Here is a 22,580-nt window from a genome sequence, read left to right as displayed (position 1 = left end):
TTTTCCGTCGAAACGGTGAGAGTTCCACCGGGTATGAGTCAGAAAATCGACCGACGCACCTACCTCCGAGTGGCAGGTGCAACGAGTACTGTGGGGTTGATGGGGACCCTCCAACAGGGGGATGGGCCGGACATGCTCACCATCATCGGCTACCCGGAGAGCGGGATTCAACTGTTCCGCGACCTCTATGCGAGCGGGGGGGACATTCCCGTCCTCGTCCCGGACGGGTTACAGTCACCCGACCTACCGAAACAGGTCGGGAGCGACATGCAGAACGTCACGGGAACGGTTCCCGCCGCCGCCGGGCCGAACAAACAGGCGTTCACGAAACTGTTCCGCGACCGTTACAACGCGCCGCCGGGCGTGTTCACGTCACAATCGTACGATTCGGTCGCCATCCTCATCCTCGCAAACGCGGCGGCGGGGGCGAACGACGGACAGAAGATTCGCGACCAGATGCGCCGCGTCGCAAATCCTCCCGGCAAGGAGTTCGGGCCACAGAACTTCGTGGACGCCGTGAAAGCCGCCGCGAACGGCGACGACATCAACTATCAGGGCGCATCGAGTTCGACGAACTTCGACAAGCGCGGCGGTCCCGCCTCCGCGGCCTACGACGTCTGGAAGTTCGCACCGCAGACCGAAGACGGAATCAGAGTCGTCAACACGCGACAGTTCCAGAGTAACGCGGGCGGCCCCGAGGCGAACAGCGCGCCCGGCGGATTGGGTAGAACCATCAGGGTCGGTATCCTGCTTCCGCAGACCGGTGACCTCGCATCGGTCGGGACGCCGATGATTCAAGCGTCGAGGATTCCGATTCAACAGGTGAACGAGGGGAACGTGGACTTGCAGGTCGAAACGCAAGTCGAGGACACGCAGACCGACCGGCAGGCGTCGCTCAGCGGGGCGAACGCGCTCGTCAACGCGGGGTATCCCGCCATCTCGGGTCCGGCGTCCTCCGGGAACAACATCCCGGTCGCAAGCGAGGTGTTCATCCCGAACCAGATCGTCGGTTGTTCGCCGTCGAGTACGGCCATCACGGTTTCGTACTTGAAGGACGACGACTACATCTTCCGCACCGCGCCGAGCGACCTGCTGCAGGGCGGCGTGATGGCACAAGTCGCCGGGGAACGTATCGGTGCGAAAACCGCGGCGACGTTGTACGTGAACAACGACTACGGCCAACAGTTGTCGAACCAGTTCGCGAAGAAGTTCAAGCAGGACGAAAGCGGAACCGTCACCAATCAGGTGGCGTTCAACAAGGGCGAATCGTCGTACTCGTCCGTCATCCAACAGGCGCTCAACGGCTAGCCACGCCCGTCGGATTCCTTTTTCGTGGTCGTTCCCGACACGTCCTCGTACGTCCAGTTGCCGTGCATATCGACCAGTCGATTGTCGCTCGCGTTCGAGCGCGTCACGACCGCCGCTCCAGCGGGGTTCGATAGCGTCGCGTTCCGTATCACGTCGTCGTGAGAGTCGACGAGTAGGATGGCCTCGCCCGTCGAGCGAACGGCCGAATCGGACATCTCAGTGCCCGCTTCTCCGAGCAACGCGACGCCCGTCTCGCTCCGCACGACCGAGGCGTTCGTCACCGTCACGTTCCCCGAATCCGCGACGAACACCCCGACCGAACTCGTATCGCGGGTAACGCTGTTCGAAACGCGACTGCCGTCCGAGTTGCGTACGAAGATGCCGGTGAAACCGTTCGTCGCGGTTACGCGTTCGACCCGCGTCCTCGGCGAATCGGAAACCGTCACGCCGTCCCCCGTCTGCCACGTCGTCACGTTCCGTACGGTTCCCGCACGGGCACCGTCGTACGTCACTCCGAACGTCCAATTGAGTGCCGTCAGATCCCGAACCGTGACGTTTTCCCCCGTCACCGAAACGCCGGTCGTGTTCTCCCGGAACTCGTGACCGTCCACGACGTGATTTCCCCCGTCGAAAATCACGTCGTCGGCCTCGATTCGGATGCACGACTCGGAGCGCGAATCGATGTCGTCCGTGAGGACGTACCGACCCGATTCGGTTATCTCCGAGCAGGAATCGAGGTGAGTCGGATGCCCATCGAAGGCGGGCGTCGCCGGCGTGGGAATCCCGAAAACGAGGAGGAGACCGGACACGGCCACGAGCGCGAACACCGGAGCGACCCACCGTGAACGCGTCATAGGCCGACCACGCGTCGCTGGTCCTTGTGGATTGTGGCACCGAAAGAACGGAACGGAGTTATCCGCCGAGGAACTCCTGTCGTACCTCGTCGTCCGCGAGCAGCGCGTCTCCGCTGTCCATGAAGCGGTTCCCACCCTGCACCAGGACGTAGCCGCGGTCACAGCGTCGGAGCGCCTCCTTCGCGTTCTGTTCGACCATCAGTATCGCCGTCCCGTTGTCGTTGATCTCGTCCACCTTGTCGAACATCTCCGCCACGAGGTCGGGTGCGAGTCCGGCGCTCGGTTCGTCCAGCATCAACAGGTCGGGGTCCAGCATGAGCGCCCGACCCATCGCGAGCATCTGTTGTTGTCCGCCGGACATCGTCCCCGCCTTCTGGTCGCGGCGTTCGTCGAGAATCGGGAACCGCTCGAACACCTCGTTGAGGGCGTCTTTCGGCACTTCGTCCAGAATGTACGCGCCCATCTCCAAGTTCTCTTGCACCGAAAGCGTCGGGAACACGTTGTCCGTCTGGGGGACGTATCCGAGTCCGAGGTGGATGATGTCCTCGGGGGCGTCCCCCTGAATCTCCGCACCGTCGAACGTGATCGTTCCGCCCATGTACGTCGTCAACCCGAAGACGGACTTCATCACGGTCGACTTCCCGGCCCCGTTCGGCCCGACGATTGTGACGTATTCGCCATCCTCAACGCGCATATCGACGTCGCTCAGAATCTGCAGGTCTTCGCCGTACCCCGCGTCGAGTCCGCCGATTTCGAGAAGCGCCATCAGATCTCCTCCCCGAGGTAGGCGTCGATGACCTGTTCGTTCGACCGAATCGCCGCGGGTTTCCCTTCGGCCAGCACTTTGCCTTGATGCATGACGATGACGTGTTCGCAGTTGTTCATGATGACGTCCATGTCGTGTTCGACGAGGAGGAACGTGTAGCCACGTTCACGGAGTTCGTGGACGTGTTTGAGCAGTTTCTTTTCGAGCGACGGGTTCACACCCGCGAGCGGTTCGTCCAACAGCACCATCTGCGGGTCGGTCATGAGCGCCCGCGCCATCTCCAACAGTTTCCGTTGGCCGCCGGAGAGGTTGCCCGCGTACTCGCCCGCGAGGTGGTCGATTTCGAAGAACTCAAGCATCTCCCACGAGCGTTCGAGTACTTCCTCCTCTTGGTCACACACCTCGCCCCGCGTTCCGGGCATCACCGACCGCCAAAGGCGTTCGCCCTGTTGTGCCTTCGGGGCGAGCATCATGTTCTCCAAGACGGTCATCTCGGAGAGTTCACGGGCGATTTGGAACGTCCTAACCATGCCACGGTCGGCGATTTCGAACGGTTGCAGTCCCGTGACGTCCCGGTCGTTGAAGTACACGGAACCGCTGTCCGGTTGATAAACCCCCGTGATGAGGTTGAACGTCGTGGACTTGCCGGCCCCGTTCGGTCCGATGAGGCCGGTGAACGACCCTTGTTCGACGGAGAACGTCGCGCCGTCGACGGCCGTGATACCGCCGAAGGTCTTCCGGAGGTTTTCGACGCGAAGCGGCGTCTCGCTCGTGTCAGCCACTTCGTTCCCGATGTCGAGGCCTTCTGTTTCCTCTGACTCACTCGCCGTCATTGCTCTTCACCTCCGTCAGTCGCGGGCGTCGGTTGTGACTCGTTGGACCCGCCGCCGGGACGCGTGAGCGGGATGCTCGCCGCTTCCTCCTTACGATGCCCGAGGACACCCTCGGGACGGTGCTGCATTATCCAGATGAGAACCGCGCCCATGATGACCAACTGGAGCGCGTTGATGCTCCCAATGACGTAGGCCACCATCGGGGATAATTTGCCGCTGAAAATCGGGGCGAGTGCGCCCGCAAACGTGTTCGGCGCACCGGCCGGAGGTTGGAAGACGAGGTGGCCGAACACCGGTATCGGGATGTCGATTCCGCCCCTGATGATGTTCTTCAGGTAGAGCGGTCCCTGATACAGCGCCCCGGCGAACACCGCCGCACCGAGGACGCTGCCGGTGTTCGACCCCGCACCGCCGATGATGAGCGCCAACCACACGAAGAACGTCACCTGCGGTCTGAACGACGTGGGCGTGATGGCACCCTGACGCATCTGCCAGAGGATGCCCGCCAGTCCCATCAGCGCGCAGCCGAGCATGAACGACTTGATCTTGAACACGTCGGTGTTCTTCCCGAGCGCGTTCGCGACTTCCTCGTCCTCACGGATGGCCTTGAGGACGCGACCGAACGGCGATTCGCCGGTCCGTTTCAACAGCCAGTAGAACGCCGCCACGAATCCCATCAGGATGACGGCGTAGGTCAGCGAGTCGAGCACCGGGCCGATGGATCCGCCGAACATCGGGTTGAGTGCGCCTTCGAGCGCGGTATACGGCCCGCTTTCGAAGAGCGGTTGAAGGGGGTCGGTGAAGTTCAACAGGAGACCCCGGCCGCCGCCGGTTCCGAGCGTCTTGCCGAACAGCGTGAACTGCTGGAACTGGTCCGACGTCACGGTAAACCGGACGATTTCGGACATTGCGATGGTTACGATTGCGAGATAGTCGGCCCGCAATCGTAAGGCGGGAAGCGCGACGAGCAACCCGAGAATCGCCGCTGCGGCCATTCCGCCGAGGATTCCGACCCACAGCGGAAGACCGAGGCCCGAGACGGTTGCGGCACCCGCCGTCGCGCTCGCCGCGGGTTTCGAGAGGATGGCCATCGTGTACAGGCCGACAGCCATGAACCCCGCGATACCGATGTTGAACAACCCCGTGTACCCCCACTGGAGGTTCAACGCGAGCGCCAACATCCCGTACACGGCGATGAGGAACGTGAGGCGAGCGAGGGAGTTCAACTGGCCGCGAAGCGAGTAGCCGAGGAGCGACCCCGCCCCGAGGTACACCACGTAAATGGCGAAGAGCACCCCGAGGATGAGCAGCGTATCGTTGAAGTCGAAATCGCGGATACGCGAACTCATGCGGTCGTCCTCCCGGCGAAGAGCCCCTGCGGCTTGAACAGCAGGATGAGGATCATCATGCCGAACGCGGCGGCCCGGCCGAAGTCACTGGGAATCCAGATGATGGCGAGGTTCCACGTCAGTCCGATGACCAACCCGCCGACGATGGCACCGTAAATCGACCCGATGCCGCCGAGGATGACCGCGGCGAAGATGGGCAACAGGAGAAGCCACCCGAACTGGAAGACGATGGTTCCCTTCCACAGCACGAGCAGGTAGCCCGCAATCCCGGTCAGGCCGCCGCCGATTATCCACGTCCAGCGGATGACGCGTTCGGTCGGGATACCGGTAACGCGGGCGAGGTCCTCGTTGTCCGCCATGGCCCGCATCGCCTTGCCGAGTTTCGTCCGCTGAAGCAGGAAGTGAACGCCGAGCATCAAGCTGACGGTGCAGACGAGAAGCGTCAGGTCGTGTGCCGTCACGCGAACCGTTCCGTCCCACAACAACAGGTCCCACTTGGGGATGTTCTGTAACGCCGTCGTCCCGCGGCTTTCCGCCGAGAAGACGAACACGACGAGGTAGCGAAGCACGAACGCCACGCCAATGCTCGTGATGAGGAGGGAAATCCCCTCCGCGTCCCGCATGGGTCGGTACACGATACGGTCGATGAGCAGGGCCAAAACGACCGTACAGACCCCGGCGAGCACCAGTCCGAGGATGACCGCTATCGGCGTCGTCGTGATCGTGATACCGAGGCTGCTCGCGTACGCCGTCCCGCCCGCACCGACCAACAACAGTCCGGCGATGTTGTTGCTACCCAATCCCGCAATGAGGTAGGTGACTGCCCATCCCGAGAACGCACCGCTCGTGATGTAGTCCCCGTGCGAGAAATTGGCAAAATTTAGAATACTGTACGTCATCGAAAGCCCGATTCCAGCAAGACCGATGATGAGCCCACGCATGAGGCCGTTCCACACGAGTGACCCAACGTCGGACACCAGCAAGTCGCCGGTCAGCAGGCGATTGATGAAATCGAAGACGAGGAGTGCCGCGAACAGGCCGACGACCACCAGTAGCGGTCGTTCGACGATGAGGCGGCGCCCACGTGAATACGTCTCAGTTACGTCGTCCATTGATAACTCTCCACACGATAACCGGTTCCGGTCAGAGTATTAAACCTTTCCGACGAAGCGGCCCGCCGTATTTCAGTAACGGCGGCATACTGATAACCCTCAGAAGGAACTGTCGAGAAATAAATGAACCAGCTATTTACTCGAAAACGTGTTTATTTCCACCCCTGTTTACCGACACACATATGCCGGGCGGTGTTGCAGGCACACGTATGCCCATACAGACCCTTGACGACCTCGCCGTCCAAGGGACGACTCTCGGCGTGCGCATCGACATCAACAGCCCGTTGGCCGAATCCGGCGACCTCGCCGATGATGCGCGGCTGTTGGCCCACGTCGACACGCTCTCGGAACTGTTGGAGCGCGGGGGGAAGGTCGCGGTTCTCGCCCACCAGGGCAGACCCGGAAGCGACGACTTCGCGAGCCTCTTGCCGCACGCGGAGCGATTGGACGAACTCCTCTCCTTTCCCGTCTCTCACTGCGATGCGACGTTCTCGGCCGAAGCGCGTCGGGCCGTGACGAATCTCAACGAAGGCGAAGCGGTACTCCTGGAAAACACCCGCTTCTACAGCGAGGAGTACATGGAATTCCCGGCGGAGCAGGCCGCCGAAACCCACCTCGTGGACAATCTCGTCCCCGAACTCGACGCCTACGTCAACGACGCGTTCGCGGCGGCCCACCGCTCGCAGCCCTCCCTCGTCGGCTTCCCGACGCGACTACCCGGCTATGCGGGCCGCGTCATGGAACGCGAAGTGGACGTGCTGGGCGATATCGAGGCGACACCGCGCCCACGCACGTACGTGGTCGGCGGTGCAAAGGTCTCCGATTCCATCGCGGTCGCGAGGAACGTCTTGGAACGTGACCTCGCGGACCACGTCCTGACGGCCGGTGTCGTCGGCAACGTCTTCCTGTTCGCCGACGGCGCGGACATCGGCGACGGGAGCGCGGATTTCATCCACGACCAAGGCTACTGGGATTACATCGACGACGCCGCAGACCTCCTCGAAACGTACGGCGACAGGATTCACTTGCCGAAGGACGTCGCAGTCGAGCGAGACGGTGATCGCGTCGAACTCGCCCGCGAGGAGTTCCCCCCGGGGGAGGACGAAATCGCCATGGACGTCGGTGGCGACACCATCGCCGCGTATTCCGACATCCTCCGTGATTCCGGCACGGTCATCCTCAACGGCCCGGCGGGCGTGTTCGAGGACGAGACGTTCGCCGACGGTACCCGCGAATTGTACACCGCGGCCGCGAACGCCGAGTTCAGCATCGTCGGCGGGGGCGATACCGCCGCCGCGATTCGGAAGTTCGGCCTCGACGGGTTCGACCACGTCAGCACCGGCGGAGGTGCGTGCCTCCGGATGCTCACCGGCGAGGAACTCCCGGCGTTGCAAGCGCTCTCCCGATAGATGGTGGCCATCGAGGCGGCGACGAACGCCGACATCGACCACATCGCGGACCGCTGGGTCGAACTCGCCCGCGACCAGCGCGCTCACGGTTCTCACCTCCTCGCAACGGAGAACCGGAGCGCCGTCCGGGATTCGGTCGCACGGCACGTCGTGGAAAACGACCTCCTCGTCGCCCGAGACGAGGGTATCGTCGGGTTCGTGATGTTCGAACTGCAGACGGGCATCTACCAGCACTCGACCACTCGCGGCGTCATCCAAAACATCTACGTCGAACCCGCATCCCGAAACGAGGGTATCGGGTCGGCGCTCCTCGACGCCGCGGAGGAGGCGCTTCGGGAACGGGGTGCGAAGGTGTTGTCTCTCGAAGTGCTGGCGCGGAACGAAAGCGCCCGCAGACTGTACGAAAACAGGGGATACGAACCACATCGAATCGAGATGGAAAAATCGGACGAAAGCGATAACCACTCAAAGGAGTAGCGATAACTGGCTGTTGCGCCAAGGGAGCTTGGGTGGTTCAAGCACTCGATTTGTAATCGAGAATACGTGGGTTCAAATCCCACCCTTGGCTTTCCTGTCGGCGTTCATCTTCTTCGACCGCATTTCGTTCACGCAATCGCTGTGTGAAGACTCCTCGATTTCTGTGCTATTCGAGCCATTCGAAAAGATCGTTTCCCGATTATTTCGACGATATTCGCGCGATCAGTCGTCCCTGTTTCACGAAACGACTCACGATTCCGTTTTCCGGGATAGCTCCGAACCCTCGCAGTTCAACCTCGTCTCGGCGACGAACGTGGTTTCCCTGCTCGATTGAATACGAAAGAAGCCGTGGTCGGAGACGCTCATCGGGTCGCTTCCGACGCCCGGAGAGGGAACCCTCGCGTACCGATTGCGGGACGTGGACGTTCCGGTCCACGCGAAGACGGGGACCGTTCGCGGAACACGTGCGCTTTCGGGCGTCATCGAGCGTCCGTCTGATCCGGACGTACTGTTCTCGATTCTCGTGTCGAACGTGACCGTGGGACTCAACGACGCCCGTGACTATCGGGACGATTTGGTTCGAGTGCTCATCGACTCGTAACCGCTGATGACGCCGAATTCGGCGGCGGTTATGCTCGTATTTACGAAGACCGGCTTCGACTGTTTACAGCCAGACACGACTCGTCTCGGACAGGATTAACCGGCTCTTAACGCCGAATCCCGGGTTGTGAACTGTTGCTCGTCGTTCCTACCAGACCAATTATCGGACGGTTTTATACTGCTTCCGCGCCTGCCTCACTTTTATGAGCCGCACCCAGAGTGTCCCCCTCTGGATGGCAGCGCCCGACGAGTTCCGAAGTACGCTCAAGATGGTGCTCAGCACGGCGTACAAGAACGACCGCCGGTTCGACCGAGCGTGGACGTTTCGCTATCCCGACGACACACCGGACCTGATGGCAGAGATAACCCATCTCGAAAAAGGTGGAACCGAGGAGATAGTGAACCCTCCGCAGCCGACGAAACCGCCGGAGAAAGCCGTACTCAAGGATTTCCGCGACGTACTCGGTGACCTACTGTTGAAAGGCCATCGGCGGGGCATCGACTTCGACAGAGCATGGACGTTTCGCTATCCGAACGCCGACCATCCCGACCTGATGGTCGAAGTGACGTACCTCGAAGAGTGAGCCGAGCGACCCAAGAATTTCCTTCGAGAGCCGCGTAGCGTGGATATGGAATTCACCGTGATTCGCGGCGATATCGCGGCACAGAGCGCGGACGCGCTCGTCAACGCCGCGGGGACCAGCCTTCGAATGGGAAGCGGCGTCGCTGGCGCACTCCGGCGTGGCGCGAACGGACCGATACACGACGAAGCCGTCGAAAAGGGGCCGGTCGAACTCGGCGCCGTGGCCGTCACCGACGCCTACGAACTCGACGCCGAGTTCGTCGTCCACGCGGCGGCGATGCCGCACTACGGGGACGGAAAAGCGACCCCGGAAAGCGTCCGTGAGGCGACTCGGAACGCACTCCGAGAGGCCGACGAACGCGGAGCGGCGTCGGTGGTTCTCCCCGCCCTCGGCTGTGGCGTCGCCGGATTCGACCTTCGGGACGGCGGGAAAATTATCTGTGAGGAGATACGGCGATTCGACCCCACGTCGCTCGAAGACGTTCGGCTCATCGCCTACAGCGGCGAGGAGTACGAAACGCTCCGCGAGATAGCCGAAACCGTCCGGACGGGCTAATCGGCAGAATTATGTCTGCCCGATGGAACGTTTCGTTCGATGACCGCTTTCAGATACGACGACGAGGACGTACTGGTCACGACGAGTCACACGGTTCCGGGACGGGAAATCACGCGCCATCACGGCGTGGTCGTCGCCGACGTGACGCCCGGGCGAAACATCGGAAAGGACATCGCGGGCGGCCTCCGCGACATCGTCGGCGGGCGCTCCAAATCGTGGGAGAAGACCCTCGAAGAGAATCAGGAAACGGCGCTCGACGAGTTGGTAGAGGAGGCGAAATCGGTCGGTGCGGACGCGGTCCTCGCGGTGGACATCACCGACGAATCCCTCGGCGGACAGGGCGGCATGATGAACATCAAGGCGTTCGGCACCGCGGTTTCGATTCGGTGAGGTGGCTTACGGATCGTTTAACTCCACGTCTTCACCCGCGTCGCCTCCCATTTGAATCGTCGCGTCCGTTTCTATCGACTCCACTCCGTCGAGTTCACACAGGTCTGCGACGGCGGGTTCCGGCAGGACGACGCGGAGCGTTTCGAATTCGAGTTCGGCGTCCACCTCGCCGCCGAGGTCCCCGACGCGAGCGGCGGTCGTTTCCACGTCCGCGTCGCCGAGTCGGAGGAGAAGCGCGGCCGACTCCTCGGGCATCGGGTCGTCACGCATGGCGCGGACGGGGTGTGAGAGGTAGGTCATTCGAGCGCGGAGAGGAGTTCATCCGCGTGGCCGTCCGGCGAAACGTCCTCGAAGACGGCTTCGACGGTGCCGTCGGGACCGACGACGACGGTGTTCCTGAACACGCCGTCGAAGGTGTTTCCGAACATGTTCTTCTCGCCGTAGGAGCCGTACGCGCTCGCGACCTCACCGGATTCGTCGCTGAGGAGGTCGAACGGCAGGTCGTACTCGTCGCGGAATTTCGTCAAGTCGGCCACCGGGTCGTCGCTGATGCCGAGGACGGGAATATCGCGGGCCTCGAAGTCGGCCCACGAATCGCGGAAGCCGCAGGCTTCGGTGGTACATCCCGGCGTATCCGCACGGGGATAAAAGTACACGACGACGGTGCTGTCGAAGTCGGCGAGCGAGACGAGTTCGCCGTCCTGATTCGGCAGTTCGAACGGTGGTGCCGGTTGGCCGGGTTCGAGCATGGGAACCAGTTCGGATCCGGCGACCAACTGCGTTACGGACTCTCCTCGATGACGACGAAAGTCCGTCCGCCCTTGCGTTCGAAGTGGACGGCACTCTCCTCGGTCGAGGTGCGGACGTACGCCGCGACTTCGCTGGCGGACAACCCGGAGACGTCCGCCGATTTCCACGGCCGTTCTGTCTGCTCCTCGGTTTTCATTTCGACGTTCATGTATGGGGATTGTCCGGTTGGATACTAAAGGCGAGCCTAGCGGGGTGAAAGTGAAAGTGGACGTGAAGAGAACGGAAACGAGGTTCGACGCGACAAGTCAGGCGGCGAGCGTTAGCGCTTCCCCCTCCTGGTTCACGAGGCCGCGTTCCCGGAGGGTTCGGATGATGGTGTACAGCGTGATTTTCGGCAGGTCGAGACCCGTCTGCAGTTCGTCCAGCGTCGCGCCGCCGGTGGTCGCAAGCGAGAGATACACCAGTTTGGCGCGCGGTGAGTCCAGTTCGTCGGGCATCGGCGCGAGCGGTGTTGCTTCGATACTCATGTGGGTACGCTGGTCCAGACATTCGACGATAATAAAATTATCTCACGACAATTGTCGAAGTTCGTGAGTCGCCGCGGAATGGTCGTTTCTTCGAGGCGTGTTCTCACCGACGTAAATTCCCGGTGATTTTATGGTGCGAGCCGTGGTAGGCGTGGGCAATGAGTCCAGCGAGGGACGAATCGGATCCGGAGGGTCGAACGGTCGTCTCCCCCGAGGAACTCGATATCGAGGAGCGTGAGAACGTCGTCGCGCTGGACGAGGGGCGTTTCGTCATCGGCGCGTCGGGAAAACCCTCGGTTCCAGACACCGCGGGGCCGGAGACGACGGACGATGCGGCTTCTACCGACGAACCTGCATCGTCGCCGCAAACGTCCCCGGAACGCTCCCCATCACGGACGCAACCTGCTATCGATTCGGCATCGACGCGGGAACACCCGAGCGAACGAACGCCGAAGAACGAGACGCCGCGGCCTCACATCGACTCCAAGGACGTTCGCGAATGGCTCGAAGACGACTTGGGCGACGTAGCCGCCCGATACGGCTTTCAAATCACGGCGAAATCGGAGGACGAAATCAACCATCAACGGATGTTCTCGGACGATGTGGGCACCGTCTTCGACAGCCTCCTCATGTGGTACGCCCAGCAAGTCGAGACCGAGATGCCCGTGGAGGACGTACTCGGCATCCTCATGATGGAATCAAACCTCCGTGTACGCTACTCGCCGCGCTGTTTTCGCGGCGTTCTCGAAGCATACGACCTATCTCCCGATGACAGCATCGCCGACCTTTTCATGGCGATGCGGGACTCGAACGGTATCGTCTTTCCGCCGGACCCGGAGTAGGATTATCCGCCGTGATAGCGGGGAGTGGGTTTTATGTTCCGTCGTTCGATGTATCCGGTAACTGACTATGAGCGTTCGGAAACATGAGCCGGGGACGGAGGAGACCCAAGTCGTCGAGTTCCGACTCGGTGAGGACCTGTGTGCCATCGACATCGAACAGGTGGACAGCATCGTCGAGGTGAAAAAAGTCACGAGGATCCCGCGAACGAAGGAGTCCATCGAGGGGGTCATGGACCTACGCGGAGAGACGACGGCCATCATCGACCCGAAGAAGTTCCTGAGCGTCGCATCCGACGAGCGAGGAGACGACGTGCTCGTCCTGGATCGCCCCGACGACAAGCAGAAGATCGGGATTCGCGTCGACGAAGTGCTGGACGTAACGACGCATTCCTCGAAACACATCGACACCAGCGACGACTTGGAGAATCTCGACACGCGGGGGATCCGCGACCAAATATCGAGAGGGATCATCAAAAAACCGGACGAAGGTGAACTCGACCTCATAATATGGGTTGATGTTGATAAGATGATTGACAGCCTGAGTTGATATCCCGAATGAAACATCAACGCTGATAATCACAGGGGAGCATTTATTTTATCCCCTTTCAAAAGTTCCTGACAGTGAAAGATGAATGGTGAATGACGTACTAATTGTCGACGATTCGGAATTCATGCGGAATCTACTGCGCGAGATTCTCGAGGAGAATTTCGAAATCGCTGACGAGGCCGAAAACGGTGTCGAAGCGATAGAACTGTACAAAGAAAAGCAACCGGACTTCGTCATGATGGACATCGTGATGCCGATTCGAGACGGCATCGACGCGACGACGGAGATAAAGCAGTTCGATTCGAACGCGAACATCATCATGTGTACGAGTATCGGGCAGGAAGAGAAGATGAAGAAGGCGATCAAAGCCGGCGCCGATGGCTACATCACGAAGCCGTTTCAGAAGCCCAGCGTGATGGAAGCCATCAACGACGTAATCTCAGCATGACGCGGGCGGTCGTCGTCGACGACTCCCACTTCATGCGCACCGTCATTTCCGACGTTCTCGAATCGGGTGGTATCGACGTGGTTGCACGGGCAACGAACGGGAAAGAGGCCGTCGAAGTCGTCGCCGAAACGGAACCCGACGTGGTGACGATGGACGTCGAGATGCCGACGATGAACGGCATCGAGGCGGTCGAGGAGATAATGGAAACGACGCCGACCCCGGTGCTCATGCTTTCGGCACACACCGAAGACGGTGCGAAAGCGACGTTCGAGGCCCTCGAAAGGGGGGCTATCGACGTGCTGGCAAAACCCGGAGGCGAAGTTTCGACCAGAATCTCGGCGCACAAGGACGACCTCATCGAGAAGGTTCGGTCGGTTGCACGCGCGGACGTCTCCGTCAGCGCACCCGACATCACGACGGCCGTCCCGGACGCCCCCGAGGAGTCGTACGCCGAGAACGCGACCGTCGTCATCGGTGCCTCGACCGGCGGGCCGCGGGTCGTAGAGAGCGTTCTCGCCGGACTTCCTCGATCGGCGGAGCTTCGAATTCTCATCGTCCAGCACATGCCGGACAGTTTCACTGCCCGGTTCGCAAAGCGGCTCGACGACAGGACCGACTACGACGTTCGGGAGGCGGCGGACGGCGACAGAATCGGTTCCGGGCAGGCGCTCGTCGCACGAGGCGACCACCACATGGAAGTGTCGAACTACGCGAAAGGGAGGCTTCGCGTCAGGTTGACACAGGACGAGGCACGCCACGGCGTGCGTCCGGCCATCGACGTAACCATGGAGTCCGCGGCGACGACGATCTCCGACCCGCTTACCGCGGTCGTCCTCACCGGAATGGGTGCGGACGGAGCGGTCGGCGTCGAGGCCATCAAAAACGCCGGTGGGAAAACCATCGCGCAGGACGAAGCGACCTGTTCGGTGTTCGGTATTCCGGCACGAGCCATCGAAACCGGCTGTGTCGACGAGGTGCTACCCGCCGACGACGTCGCCAGCGGAATACTTTCGGCCGTACGCAAACCGACGTGATTCGATATGGATGAGTACATACAGGATTTCATTCGTGAAAGCGAAGAGAACATAACCGAACTGAACAACTCGTTGCTCGAACTGGAAGACGACCCGAACGACGCGGAGGCGATGGATTCCATCTTCCGGACGGCGCACACGCTGAAAGGGAACTTCGCGGCGATGGGGTTCCAGAACGGGAGCAACCTCGCACACGCCATCGAAGACCTGTTGGACGAGATTCGACAGGGGCGGATGACCGTCACGTCGGAGATCATGGACCACGTGTTCGCGGGCGTGGACAAAATCGAGATGATTCTCGCCGAAATCGAGGAACACGGGGAGTCGAAAACGGACCCGGGCGCAACGATTCAAGACATTCGTGCGACGTTGGAGGCGGCAGACGGTGCACCGGTCGAAGCGGAAATCGACGCCGAACCCGAAAACGAGACATCCGATCCCAAAGCCGCACTCTCCCTCCTCGAAGACCCATCGGTGCTCGCCGACGTGGACGACGTGTTCCACGCCTGCGTGGAGATGCGCGACTCGCAGATGAAGGGCGTCGATGCGATGTTCGTCCTCGGCGAAGTGACCGAACACCTCGAACTGCTCGATGCGGCTCCGTCGGTCGAGGACATCAACGACGGGGAGTACGGCGACGGCTTCGACCTGTTCGTAACGGGTGGCGAGCAGGAGGCCGTTACCGAAATCGTCGATGGCGTCGGGAAGGTCGAATCGGCGACCGTCTCGGACGTGACGGACGAGGTTCCGAACGCGATCGCCGACGCGAGCGAAGCGTCGGAATCCGAGTCGACCCCGGAAGTCGAACCGGCGGACGGGTCGGAGGACGCGGACGGGTCGGAGGATGTGAACGGATCGACGGAAACGGACACGCAAGCGACGAAGGCGGAAGTGGACGAAATACAATCGATCCGCGTCGGCGTGGACCAGTTGGACGACTTGCATGGTATGGTCGAACAGCTCGTCACCAGCCGTATCAAGCTCCGACGCTCGGTCAAGCAGGGCGAACTCGAAAGCGCCGCGGACAATCTGGACGAACTCGACAAGATCACGACCAGTCTGCAGGACACCGTCATGGACATGCGGCTCGTGCCGCTCAAGAAGATCGTGGACAAGTTCCCGCGGTTGGTTCGGGACCTCGCACGCACACAGGAGAAGGAGATCGACTTCGAGATGGAGGGAAAGAGCATCGAACTCGACCGAACCATCCTGAACGAGATCAGCGATCCGCTCATGCACCTGCTCCGCAACGCGGTCGACCACGGTATCGAAACGCCGGAGGAGCGCGAAGCGAACGGGAAGGAACGCACCGGAACGATTCACCTGCGCGGCAAGCGCGAACGGGACCGCGTGACCATCGAGGTGGCGGACGACGGTGGCGGTATCGACGCCGACGCTATCAAGACGAAAGCGGTGAGCAAAGGCATTCTGACTAGGAACGAAGCCGATTCGCTCTCGGACGAGGAGGCCTACGAACTCATCTTCCACGCGGGCTTTTCCACGACGGAGGAGATAACCGACGTGAGCGGTCGCGGAGTCGGCATGGACGTGGTGAGGAACACCATCAAGCGACTCGACGGCGACATCAGCGTCGAGAGCGAGGTCGGCGGTGGCACGAGCATCAGCCTCTCGCTTCCCGTTACGGTCGCTATCGTCAAGGTGCTGTTCGTGGAGTCGGGCGAGGAGGAGTACGGAATCCCCATCAAGAACGTCGACGAAATTCGGCGGATGGGCGCAGTGAAACGCATAGAAGGCGAGGAGGTTATCACGCACGACGACACGGTGTACCCGCTCATTCGTCTCGGGCAGGCGCTCGACGTTCCCGGTGAAACCAAAAACGGGGACGGAATGCTCGTTCGAGTCAACGAGTCGGAGCGACCGGTCGCGATTCATTGCGACGCGGTGAGCAGACAGGAGGAAGTGGTCGTCAAACCGTTCGAAGGAATCCTATCGGGTATCCCGGGACTCTCGGGCGCGGCGGTGCTCGGAGAAGGTGACGTTGTGACCATCCTCGACGTGGAGAGTCTCTAATGAGTTTACAGATAGACATTCGGAAGTTGAGCCTGTTCAACAGGATGGCGAAAAAGGGTGCGAGCACGGTAGCGAACCATCTCAGCCAGATGACGGGGATGCAAACGGAGATGGAGATAACGAAAACGAACTTCATCGACATCCGCGACGTTCGTGCCCACATGGGCCACGAGAAACAGGTCGGGATCCACATCGAACTGGTCGAAGAGCCCCACGGATACATCCTGTTTCTCTTCTCGGTCGGAAGCGCAAAACAGCTTGCACACGGCATGATGGGTGGAATGGGAGAGCCCGCGAAGAAGGGGTTCAGCGACATGGAGAAATCCGCCGTTCAGGAGATCGGAAACATCATGACCAGCGGATTCATCGATGGCTGGGCGAACGTACTCCAGACTACCATCGACTTTTCGACGCCGAAGTTCACGTACGGCCCGGCCAGTCGGACGGTCGAGTCGCTCGTCGGACATCGCGATGACGACGTGGCGATGGTACTCGATTCGCACGTCCGCGTTCCCGACTCCGACGTCGAAGTGAAGGTCTACACCTTCCCCGAACTGGAGGATCTGGTTCGGATGATGCGAAAGATCGAGGTCTGAGATGAACGTAGATATTCGAAAGCTCGAAGCGGCAAACAGAATGGCACACGAGGGGGCGGAGCGTGCGGCATCACATCTGTCCGCGATGACCGACATCGAGACGTTCGTGGACGTGACGCGAACCGACGTTCGCTCCGATACGACGCCGGTCGGATACCGACAATGTGTCGGCGTCGTCATCGAACTGGACGGGGGGTTGCGCGGGCGAACGGCATTTACGTTCCCCGCGGAAGCCGTCGAACGGGTACGAGGCATCCTCGCACCGGGGATGAAGGGCATGGACGAGAGCATCGTCAAAGAACTCGGGAACGTGATGGCCGGCGGGTTCGTCGATGGCTGGGCGGATTACCTCGGAACCACGATAGACATCTCACCCCCGACATACGTGGACGGCGACCCGACGCTGCTCCTCGACAACGCGGATGAGACGTTCGTCTTTGCGAGTTCCATCAGCGCCGTGGACGAGTCCATCTCGTTCAGCGTCCATCTCTCGCCCGATATCGGCGAGTACGAAGGTCTCCTCTCGGACGACGGGGAAGCCGTTCCCGTCGAAAACCTCTCGCGTTTCGACGAGATGACGCGGGGTGGTGCAGCCACCGTCGCCGAAAACGTCAGTGCGATGACCGGCATCGAGACGGCAGTGGACATCACCCACGTCAGCTTCGTTCCCGTGGTAGGGCTACCGGAGGCGTTGGGTGAAACGATGTATGCTGGCGTCGTTATCGCACTCGAAACCGAACCGGGCGGGTTCGTCTTGATCCTGTTCGATGAACCGTCGGCACGCGACGTTTCGAGGGCCTTGCTTCCCGGCGACGGGAACGCCACCGACGGCGAATTGAGCGAGTCGGAGCAGAACGCCATTCAGGAACTTGGAAACATCATGGCGAGCAGTTTCATCGACGGCTGGGCGAACGCGCTTCGGACCACGATCGAGATCTCGCCGCCGACGTTCGCACACGACATGGGTGGCGCGATCGCCGACCCGTTGGTCGCCCAACTCGGTCGGAGACAGGAGTTCGCGTTCGTCTCGGATACGACCATCCGTGCGGCGGACGAGTCGTTCGACTGCTCGCTCTACGTACTCCCGGAGGCATCCGAACTTCGAGAGGTTCTCGCGTCGCTCGATACGGATGCGGAGTCGGAACGGAAAACGAACGCAGGACGATTATGAAGGTGTATCGAAGCGAATCGAAACCGGTGGGGAGGAACGGACCGATAAAAGTCGGCGTAGCGGACTACGCCGTGGCGAAAACCGAGACGAAACTGACGACGACCGGGCTCGGCTCCTGTCTCGGAATCGCCCTGTCGGAAACGGAAAGTGGAATCGCCGGGCTCGCACATGCCATGCTCCCGTCCGCGTCCGGGTCGGACGACGGCGACGCGGCCAAGTTCGTCGATACGGCTATCGACGGAATGCTTTCGGAGATGCTACGGGCGGGAGCGAACGAGGAAGGGATCGAAGCGAAGATCGCAGGTGGAAGCAACATGCTCGAACTGTCCGGTATCGGAAGCGACGTCGGGCTGCGAAACGTCGAGGAGAGCAAGAAATCGCTGGCCGAGAAAGGAATTCCGATAGTCAGCGAGGATACCGGCGGGGACTACGGGCGCTCGCTCGAACTCGACACGGGGAGCGCCGTGCTCGTCGTGAAGAGCGCCCACCACGGGGTGAACCGGATTTGAGCTCCTTCGAACGGCTTCTCTCGTTCGTCGAATCCGAACTCGGCTTTGTGACGAGCCATTATGACACCTCGTATCTCGACAGACGAATCTCCTCGCGGATGCGTCGAACCGGCATCGAGGGGTACGGTCGCTATCAAAAACGGCTCGACGAGGACCCGGACGAGCGGGATGCACTCCTCGATGCCCTCTCGGTCAACGTGACGAGCTTTTTCCGGAACCCGGACGTTTGGGACGAACTGTGCGACGTCCTGCGTTCGCTTTCCGACGATCGGCGTCGCGTGAAACTCTGGAGCGCGGCGTGTTCCGACGGACGGGAACCGTACTCGTTGGCGTTGCTCGCGCTTTCGGATCCGGAAATCGACGCGTCGAACGTCCGGATAACGGCGACGGACATCGACCGGGAAGTCTTGGCGAAGGCGCGGCAGGGAGTGTATCGAAGTACGCGAACGACGAGCATCGCGGACCAACTCGACCCTCTCGACGGCTACGAGGAGTTCGTCCACCGGGACGGGGACACGTTTCGCGTCTCGGAACGAGGGAAACGACTCGTGAATTTCGAGCGCCACGACCTCATTCATGGCCGTTCGAAGTCCGATTTCGACTTCGTTTCCTGCCGAAACCTGTTCATCTACATCAACGCCGAACACAAACTCCCGATGCTTCGAACCATCACGAACTCGCTTCGAGACGGAGGCTACCTCGTCATCGGGAAGACGGAGACGCTTCCAGAGGTGCTGAAAGAAGAATATGTACCGGTGGACAAAAGACTCCGAATATATATGAAAAAATAGATATATCGTGGTGATTTTGAACACCCATAAACACCCTGTAGTGCTCGATTAGGTGGGTCTTTTCATATCCGCCACCGTATACTGTCCCGATATTGCTATAGTATCAATTGTGATAACTCAGGCAGAAGATTAATGTGGTGACGTTCGGTGGTGTTCATAATGAAACTTATAACTCTTGCTCCCGACCTCGCTCCGCTCCTGAGCGGGTCGGTTGCCATGGGTGCCATGGGAATCATGGACTTCATGGAGGACGACGAGAGTGCAGAGTCGGATTCGGGCGGTGACGACCTATTCGACGATGACATCGGCGGTGACGACTTCGACGACTTGGACGACGGCATGGACGGTGATGTGGACGACTGGGGCGGTGGTGACGACGGTTTCGGCGATATGGGTGGTGGCGGGTCGACACAGGAACTCGAAAACCGCCTGCAAGACCTCGAAAACGAAGTCGGTGACATCGCTTCGACCGTCAGCACCGTTCGCAGCGAAAACGAGCAGATCAGCGAAAAAGTAGACGACGTAGAGGAGAACGTCCGTAAACTCCTCGAAATTTACGAGATGGTTACGCGCGGCGTCAATCCGTTCGTCGACGACGTACCAAACGGTGGGCTCGGCGGCGATGCCTTCGGTGGGGAGGAAGCCGGTGGGTTTGGCCTCTTCGACGAGGAGGAAGCGGAAGAGTCGGACGACGACTTGGACGACGAGGTCGCCGATGCCGACGCGGATAGCTTCTTCGATGACTCCTTCGATGATCTGGAGGAGGACGAAGAACTAGACGGGATGGGGATGGACGACACGGAAATGGACGACATGGAGACGGAGGAAGACGAGGGACAGGCGGGGGGTTCGACGTTCCAAGAGCTCAAAGAGGAGTACGAGTCCGGAGAAGCGGATTGGGCGGAAGGGGACGCTGAACCGGACGAAGCGGAGTCGGAAATCGAGTTCGACGTCGAACCGGAACCGGAACCGGAGGAGGAAACGGCGTTGGAGACGACGCAGGAACAGGACCCCGAGACCGGCGATTTCGAGTTCGAGGAACCGGCACAGACCGACGAATCCCAAGCGGCGGAGACGACAATGGGGATGCGAAGCGGGACGCAAAAACCGTACTTGAACGACCTCCCTCCGGGCTACATCGTCGACCTCGTCGTGATGGAGTGGTTGGAGTTCCTCGTCGAGGAGTTCGGTTCCGAAGACGCCGTGCGGACCATCGCCTACTACGAGGACATCGACTGGATCAGCGAACCCGTCAAAGAGCAGTTGCTCGCGTTCATCCGAGGAATCGCGGATGTGACCGACGTCGAGACCGATGCGACCCCTGCGACCCTCGGCGTGGACGACCACATTCGGAGTCTCTCGTTCATGAGCCAACTCACCGGTGATGCAATCGAGCAGAAAGTCGTCGATCACTGTGCAGGAATACGGGGAGAGGGCCATGGGATTCAGCGTTAGTGGTTCCACAGCCATCATCTTCCTAGCGATGTTCATCAGTTTCGGAATGATCTACTCGGCGGCGTACAACGGGTTCGAACGCGTCAACGACGCCAGAGTCGAACACTCGGAGAACGTACTCGACCAACAAAACACCGCACTGAATATCACAACAGTGAACTATTCAACAGGATATCTGAATATAACCGTGAACAATACCGGTTCTACTACGCTGGATGTCGACGACACTGACGTGTTGGTCGATGGCGTCTATCCCGACTCGACAGCCATCGTCGCACGCGACGTAAACGGTGTCACCGATACCGAATTGTGGTTTCCCGGTGAGTCCCTTCACTATCGAATCAACGTTTCGGCGGATCCGACGAGAGTGAAAGTCATTACCGGACCCGGACTCGCCGATACGGAGGCGGTCTGAGTGGCGAGTGTCTCCACATCCCATCTCATCCTGTTCATCGCAAGCCTCATCATCGCGGCGAGCGTCGCCGGGACGTTTACGACGGGTATTCAGCGATTGTCGGGTGCCTTGGGTGACAGAAGCTACGACGTGAGTCACGACGTGCGGACGGATATCGAAATAATCAGCGACCCCGCAAGCGGTGCCGTTTATAATTCCAGCGATGACAATAATATTACCATTCTCGTGAAGAATACAGGGGCGGAGAATTTAAAGGGCTCAAGTGACCAAATTGATATACTGCTGGACGGAAAATATCAGTCGAACGTATCAGTAGAAGTCGTAGACGGGGACTACTGGGACGTCGGAAACGTACTGAGAGTTACAATCGAAAATGATACACCGATGCCACCCGGAGAGGACCATCGCGTGAAGATGATCGTCAACGGTGATTCCGAAGTATTGGAGTTTAGAACATGAGTTCGAATAATCTCTACTCGCTCGGCTTGCAAGACCACGACAGACTGAACAACGAACTCGGAGGTGGAATCCCACGCGGTTCTATCGTCCTCATCGAGGGCGACTACGGTGCCGGAAAGAGCGCCATGAGCCAGCGATTCAGCTACGGGTTATGTGAAACGGACCACAGCGTGACGCTCCTCTCCACGGAGCTAACGATTCGTGGGTTCATCGACCAGATGCACTCGCTTTCCTACGGCATCGAAGAGCACCTCCTTAACGAACGGTTGCTGTTCTTGCACGCCGACGTGGACACCGGTACGCATCAACTCACCGCACCGACGGACAGCGACGAGAAGGACGGTCAGCGAAAGGAGCTACTCAACAGGCTGATGAAGGCGGAAGCGATGTGGGAAGCCGACGTCGTTATCATCGACACTTTCGATGCAATTCTCCGCAACGATCCGACCTTCGAGGCGCTGGTCCGACAGAACGAGGAGCGACAGGCGGCGCTCGAAATCATCTCGTTCTTCCGCGACCTCGTGACGCAAGGGAAGGTCGTCGTACTGACCGTCGACCCGTCGACGGTGGACGAGGACGCAATCGGCCCCTTCCGCGCCATTGCGGACGTGTTCATGGAACTGCAGATGGTCGAGGTCGGAAACGACGTTCGTCGGAACATTTCGGTCAAGCGGTTCGCCGGAATGGGCGAACAAGTGGGAGACAGCATCGGATACTCGGTTCGTGCCGACGCTGGTATCGTTATCGAGAGCCGTAGCGTCGCCTAAA

The 22,580-nt window shown here is 60.4% G+C and carries 29 protein-coding genes and 1 tRNA gene; 21 read left to right on the top strand and 9 right to left on the bottom strand.

Annotated elements, in window-relative coordinates:
• The first annotated feature begins 33 nt into the window (after positions 1–33).
• Positions 34–1,308, top strand: a complete 1,275-nt coding sequence (locus LJF34_RS01205) for an ABC transporter substrate-binding protein (protein ID WP_231182810.1) — start codon at positions 34–36, stop codon at positions 1,306–1,308.
• On the opposite strand, the gene LJF34_RS01200 is transcribed toward LJF34_RS01205, so the two are convergent.
• Genes LJF34_RS01200 through LJF34_RS01180 form a run of 5 tightly spaced genes read right to left on the bottom strand, consistent with a single transcriptional unit; the run spans position 1,305 to position 6,222 of the window.
• Positions 1,305–2,162, bottom strand: a complete 858-nt coding sequence (locus tag LJF34_RS01200) for a right-handed parallel beta-helix repeat-containing protein (RefSeq protein WP_231182809.1) — start codon at positions 2,160–2,162, stop codon at positions 1,305–1,307. The genes LJF34_RS01205 and LJF34_RS01200 overlap by 4 nt on opposite strands.
• A 58-nt stretch (positions 2,163–2,220) precedes the next feature.
• Complete coding sequence (locus LJF34_RS01195) at positions 2,221–2,928, bottom strand: ABC transporter ATP-binding protein (protein ID WP_231182808.1); 708 nt, start codon at positions 2,926–2,928, stop codon at positions 2,221–2,223.
• The gene (locus LJF34_RS01190) at positions 2,928–3,761 is read right to left on the bottom strand and encodes an ABC transporter ATP-binding protein (protein ID WP_231182807.1); all 834 of its coding nucleotides are present in this window, start codon (positions 3,759–3,761) and stop codon (positions 2,928–2,930) included. The genes LJF34_RS01195 and LJF34_RS01190 overlap by 1 nt, the downstream gene beginning before the upstream one ends.
• Entirely contained in the window at positions 3,758–5,110 is a 1,353-nt protein-coding gene (locus tag LJF34_RS01185; RefSeq protein WP_231182806.1) for a branched-chain amino acid ABC transporter permease, read from the bottom strand. The genes LJF34_RS01190 and LJF34_RS01185 overlap by 4 nt, the downstream gene beginning before the upstream one ends.
• The gene (locus tag LJF34_RS01180) at positions 5,107–6,222 is read right to left on the bottom strand and encodes a branched-chain amino acid ABC transporter permease (RefSeq protein ID WP_231182805.1); all 1,116 of its coding nucleotides are present in this window, start codon (positions 6,220–6,222) and stop codon (positions 5,107–5,109) included. The genes LJF34_RS01185 and LJF34_RS01180 overlap by 4 nt, the downstream gene beginning before the upstream one ends.
• Positions 6,223–6,431: 209 nt before the next feature.
• Between LJF34_RS01180 and pgk the strand changes: the two genes are divergently transcribed.
• The 7 genes from pgk (at position 6,432) to LJF34_RS01145 (ending at position 10,237) form a co-directional block, all read left to right on the top strand.
• Entirely contained in the window at positions 6,432–7,631 is a 1,200-nt protein-coding gene (pgk, locus tag LJF34_RS01175) for a phosphoglycerate kinase (RefSeq protein WP_231182804.1), read from the top strand.
• Entirely contained in the window at positions 7,632–8,108 is a 477-nt protein-coding gene (locus LJF34_RS01170; RefSeq protein WP_231182803.1) for a GNAT family N-acetyltransferase, read from the top strand.
• Positions 8,109–8,125: 17 nt separating this feature from the next.
• Positions 8,126–8,199, top strand: a tRNA-Thr gene (locus LJF34_RS01165).
• A 243-nt stretch (positions 8,200–8,442) separates the two neighbouring features.
• Positions 8,443–8,709: a D-alanyl-D-alanine carboxypeptidase gene (locus LJF34_RS01160; RefSeq protein ID WP_342765866.1), complete on the top strand. Its 267-nt coding sequence runs from the start codon at positions 8,443–8,445 to the stop codon at positions 8,707–8,709.
• Between the two features lie 202 nt (positions 8,710–8,911).
• Positions 8,912–9,292 (top strand): hypothetical protein, encoded by a 381-nt coding sequence (locus LJF34_RS01155; RefSeq protein ID WP_231182802.1) that lies wholly within the window; start codon positions 8,912–8,914, stop codon positions 9,290–9,292.
• Between the two features lie 45 nt (positions 9,293–9,337).
• The gene (locus LJF34_RS01150; protein WP_231182801.1) at positions 9,338–9,847 is read left to right on the top strand and encodes a macro domain-containing protein; all 510 of its coding nucleotides are present in this window, start codon (positions 9,338–9,340) and stop codon (positions 9,845–9,847) included.
• A 39-nt stretch (positions 9,848–9,886) separates the two neighbouring features.
• Positions 9,887–10,237 (top strand): YbjQ family protein, encoded by a 351-nt coding sequence (locus tag LJF34_RS01145; RefSeq protein ID WP_231182800.1) that lies wholly within the window; start codon positions 9,887–9,889, stop codon positions 10,235–10,237.
• Between the two features lie 6 nt (positions 10,238–10,243).
• Here the strand turns inward: LJF34_RS01145 and LJF34_RS01140 are convergent, their stop codons facing one another.
• From LJF34_RS01140 to LJF34_RS01125, 4 genes are all read right to left on the bottom strand, one after another.
• Positions 10,244–10,537 carry a hypothetical protein gene (locus LJF34_RS01140; RefSeq protein ID WP_231182799.1) on the bottom strand — a complete coding sequence of 98 codons (294 nt, stop codon included), beginning with the start codon at positions 10,535–10,537 and terminating at the stop codon, positions 10,244–10,246.
• The gene (gene bcp, locus LJF34_RS01135) at positions 10,534–10,986 is read right to left on the bottom strand and encodes a thioredoxin-dependent thiol peroxidase (protein WP_231182798.1); all 453 of its coding nucleotides are present in this window, start codon (positions 10,984–10,986) and stop codon (positions 10,534–10,536) included. Before bcp ends, LJF34_RS01140 begins: the two co-directional genes overlap by 4 nt.
• Positions 10,987–11,018: 32 nt before the next feature.
• Complete coding sequence (locus LJF34_RS01130) at positions 11,019–11,195, bottom strand: hypothetical protein (RefSeq protein WP_231182797.1); 177 nt, start codon at positions 11,193–11,195, stop codon at positions 11,019–11,021.
• 97 nt (positions 11,196–11,292) lie between these two features.
• Positions 11,293–11,514 carry a helix-turn-helix domain-containing protein gene (locus LJF34_RS01125; protein ID WP_231182796.1) on the bottom strand — a complete coding sequence of 74 codons (222 nt, stop codon included), beginning with the start codon at positions 11,512–11,514 and terminating at the stop codon, positions 11,293–11,295.
• A 158-nt stretch (positions 11,515–11,672) separates the two neighbouring features.
• Between LJF34_RS01125 and LJF34_RS01120 the strand changes: the two genes are divergently transcribed.
• From LJF34_RS01120 to LJF34_RS01060, 13 genes are all read left to right on the top strand, one after another.
• Positions 11,673–12,356, top strand: a complete 684-nt coding sequence (locus LJF34_RS01120) for a hypothetical protein (protein WP_231182795.1) — start codon at positions 11,673–11,675, stop codon at positions 12,354–12,356.
• Between the two features lie 67 nt (positions 12,357–12,423).
• A complete protein-coding gene (locus LJF34_RS01115; RefSeq protein ID WP_231182794.1) occupies positions 12,424–12,903 on the top strand; it encodes a chemotaxis protein CheW in 480 nt (159 codons plus the stop codon).
• A gap of 85 nt (positions 12,904–12,988) precedes the next feature.
• Positions 12,989–13,351, top strand: a complete 363-nt coding sequence (gene cheY, locus LJF34_RS01110) for a chemotaxis protein CheY (RefSeq protein WP_231182793.1) — start codon at positions 12,989–12,991, stop codon at positions 13,349–13,351.
• Entirely contained in the window at positions 13,348–14,385 is a 1,038-nt protein-coding gene (gene cheB, locus LJF34_RS01105) for a chemotaxis-specific protein-glutamate methyltransferase CheB (protein WP_231182792.1), read from the top strand. The genes cheY and cheB overlap by 4 nt, the downstream gene beginning before the upstream one ends.
• A gap of 6 nt (positions 14,386–14,391) precedes the next feature.
• Positions 14,392–16,416 (top strand): chemotaxis protein CheA, encoded by a 2,025-nt coding sequence (cheA, locus tag LJF34_RS01100; RefSeq protein ID WP_231182791.1) that lies wholly within the window; start codon positions 14,392–14,394, stop codon positions 16,414–16,416.
• Positions 16,416–17,012, top strand: coding sequence for a chemotaxis protein CheC (locus LJF34_RS01095; protein ID WP_231182790.1), 597 nt, complete (start codon positions 16,416–16,418; stop codon positions 17,010–17,012). The genes cheA and LJF34_RS01095 overlap by 1 nt, the downstream gene beginning before the upstream one ends.
• A 1-nt stretch (position 17,013) precedes the next feature.
• On the top strand, positions 17,014–18,183 hold the full coding sequence (locus tag LJF34_RS01090) for a chemotaxis protein CheC (RefSeq protein WP_231182789.1): 1,170 nt from the start codon (positions 17,014–17,016) through the stop codon (positions 18,181–18,183).
• Entirely contained in the window at positions 18,180–18,692 is a 513-nt protein-coding gene (locus tag LJF34_RS01085) for a chemotaxis protein CheD (protein ID WP_231182788.1), read from the top strand. The genes LJF34_RS01090 and LJF34_RS01085 overlap by 4 nt, the downstream gene beginning before the upstream one ends.
• A complete protein-coding gene (locus LJF34_RS01080) occupies positions 18,689–19,483 on the top strand; it encodes a protein-glutamate O-methyltransferase CheR (RefSeq protein WP_231182787.1) in 795 nt (264 codons plus the stop codon). Before LJF34_RS01085 ends, LJF34_RS01080 begins: the two co-directional genes overlap by 4 nt.
• Before the next feature lie 159 nt (positions 19,484–19,642).
• Positions 19,643–20,938, top strand: a complete 1,296-nt coding sequence (locus tag LJF34_RS01075) for a FlaD/FlaE family flagellar protein (protein ID WP_231182786.1) — start codon at positions 19,643–19,645, stop codon at positions 20,936–20,938.
• On the top strand, positions 20,922–21,353 hold the full coding sequence (locus LJF34_RS01070) for a fla cluster protein FlaF (RefSeq protein WP_231182785.1): 432 nt from the start codon (positions 20,922–20,924) through the stop codon (positions 21,351–21,353). The genes LJF34_RS01075 and LJF34_RS01070 overlap by 17 nt, the downstream gene beginning before the upstream one ends.
• Positions 21,354–21,812 carry a flagellar protein G gene (locus LJF34_RS01065; RefSeq protein WP_231182784.1) on the top strand — a complete coding sequence of 153 codons (459 nt, stop codon included), beginning with the start codon at positions 21,354–21,356 and terminating at the stop codon, positions 21,810–21,812. It begins immediately after the preceding gene.
• Complete coding sequence (locus LJF34_RS01060; RefSeq protein ID WP_231182783.1) at positions 21,809–22,579, top strand: ATPase domain-containing protein; 771 nt, start codon at positions 21,809–21,811, stop codon at positions 22,577–22,579. The genes LJF34_RS01065 and LJF34_RS01060 overlap by 4 nt, the downstream gene beginning before the upstream one ends.
• The last annotated feature ends 1 nt before the right edge of the window (position 22,580 follow it).

The sequence above is a fragment of the Haladaptatus sp. DYF46 genome, from assembly GCF_021083305.1.
In the GTDB taxonomy this organism is placed as follows: Archaea; Halobacteriota; Halobacteria; order Halobacteriales; family Haladaptataceae; genus Haladaptatus.
This window is presented reverse-complemented; position numbering and strand designations above follow the sequence as displayed.

What these genes read in the sequence shown, in the direction of transcription:
- LJF34_RS01200 (WP_231182809.1), bottom strand. Translation starts at nt 2,162, where the DNA reads ATGACGCGTTCACGGTGGGTCGCTCCGGTGTTCGCGCTCGTGGCCGTG.
- LJF34_RS01130 (WP_231182797.1), bottom strand. Translation starts at nt 11,195, where the DNA reads ATGAACGTCGAAATGAAAACCGAGGAGCAGACAGAACGGCCGTGGAAA.
- LJF34_RS01170 (WP_231182803.1), top strand. Translation starts at nt 7,632, where the DNA reads ATGGTGGCCATCGAGGCGGCGACGAACGCCGACATCGACCACATCGCG.
- LJF34_RS01085 (WP_231182788.1), top strand. Translation starts at nt 18,180, where the DNA reads ATGAAGGTGTATCGAAGCGAATCGAAACCGGTGGGGAGGAACGGACCG.
- LJF34_RS01195 (WP_231182808.1), bottom strand. Translation starts at nt 2,928, where the DNA reads ATGGCGCTTCTCGAAATCGGCGGACTCGACGCGGGGTACGGCGAAGAC.
- LJF34_RS01115 (WP_231182794.1), top strand. Translation starts at nt 12,424, where the DNA reads ATGAGCGTTCGGAAACATGAGCCGGGGACGGAGGAGACCCAAGTCGTC.
- LJF34_RS01060 (WP_231182783.1), top strand. Translation starts at nt 21,809, where the DNA reads ATGAGTTCGAATAATCTCTACTCGCTCGGCTTGCAAGACCACGACAGA.
- LJF34_RS01205 (WP_231182810.1), top strand. Translation starts at nt 34, where the DNA reads ATGAGTCAGAAAATCGACCGACGCACCTACCTCCGAGTGGCAGGTGCA.
- LJF34_RS01070 (WP_231182785.1), top strand. Translation starts at nt 20,922, where the DNA reads ATGGGATTCAGCGTTAGTGGTTCCACAGCCATCATCTTCCTAGCGATG.
- LJF34_RS01075 (WP_231182786.1), top strand. Translation starts at nt 19,643, where the DNA reads ATGAAACTTATAACTCTTGCTCCCGACCTCGCTCCGCTCCTGAGCGGG.
- LJF34_RS01120 (WP_231182795.1), top strand. Translation starts at nt 11,673, where the DNA reads ATGAGTCCAGCGAGGGACGAATCGGATCCGGAGGGTCGAACGGTCGTC.
- LJF34_RS01090 (WP_231182789.1), top strand. Translation starts at nt 17,014, where the DNA reads ATGAACGTAGATATTCGAAAGCTCGAAGCGGCAAACAGAATGGCACAC.
- LJF34_RS01155 (WP_231182802.1), top strand. Translation starts at nt 8,912, where the DNA reads ATGAGCCGCACCCAGAGTGTCCCCCTCTGGATGGCAGCGCCCGACGAG.
- pgk (WP_231182804.1), top strand. Translation starts at nt 6,432, where the DNA reads ATGCCCATACAGACCCTTGACGACCTCGCCGTCCAAGGGACGACTCTC.
- LJF34_RS01180 (WP_231182805.1), bottom strand. Translation starts at nt 6,222, where the DNA reads ATGGACGACGTAACTGAGACGTATTCACGTGGGCGCCGCCTCATCGTC.
- LJF34_RS01150 (WP_231182801.1), top strand. Translation starts at nt 9,338, where the DNA reads ATGGAATTCACCGTGATTCGCGGCGATATCGCGGCACAGAGCGCGGAC.
- LJF34_RS01125 (WP_231182796.1), bottom strand. Translation starts at nt 11,514, where the DNA reads ATGAGTATCGAAGCAACACCGCTCGCGCCGATGCCCGACGAACTGGAC.
- LJF34_RS01095 (WP_231182790.1), top strand. Translation starts at nt 16,416, where the DNA reads ATGAGTTTACAGATAGACATTCGGAAGTTGAGCCTGTTCAACAGGATG.
- cheA (WP_231182791.1), top strand. Translation starts at nt 14,392, where the DNA reads ATGGATGAGTACATACAGGATTTCATTCGTGAAAGCGAAGAGAACATA.
- cheY (WP_231182793.1), top strand. Translation starts at nt 12,989, where the DNA reads ATGGTGAATGACGTACTAATTGTCGACGATTCGGAATTCATGCGGAAT.
- LJF34_RS01185 (WP_231182806.1), bottom strand. Translation starts at nt 5,110, where the DNA reads ATGAGTTCGCGTATCCGCGATTTCGACTTCAACGATACGCTGCTCATC.
- cheB (WP_231182792.1), top strand. Translation starts at nt 13,348, where the DNA reads ATGACGCGGGCGGTCGTCGTCGACGACTCCCACTTCATGCGCACCGTC.
- LJF34_RS01190 (WP_231182807.1), bottom strand. Translation starts at nt 3,761, where the DNA reads ATGACGGCGAGTGAGTCAGAGGAAACAGAAGGCCTCGACATCGGGAAC.
- bcp (WP_231182798.1), bottom strand. Translation starts at nt 10,986, where the DNA reads ATGCTCGAACCCGGCCAACCGGCACCACCGTTCGAACTGCCGAATCAG.
- LJF34_RS01140 (WP_231182799.1), bottom strand. Translation starts at nt 10,537, where the DNA reads ATGACCTACCTCTCACACCCCGTCCGCGCCATGCGTGACGACCCGATG.
- LJF34_RS01145 (WP_231182800.1), top strand. Translation starts at nt 9,887, where the DNA reads ATGACCGCTTTCAGATACGACGACGAGGACGTACTGGTCACGACGAGT.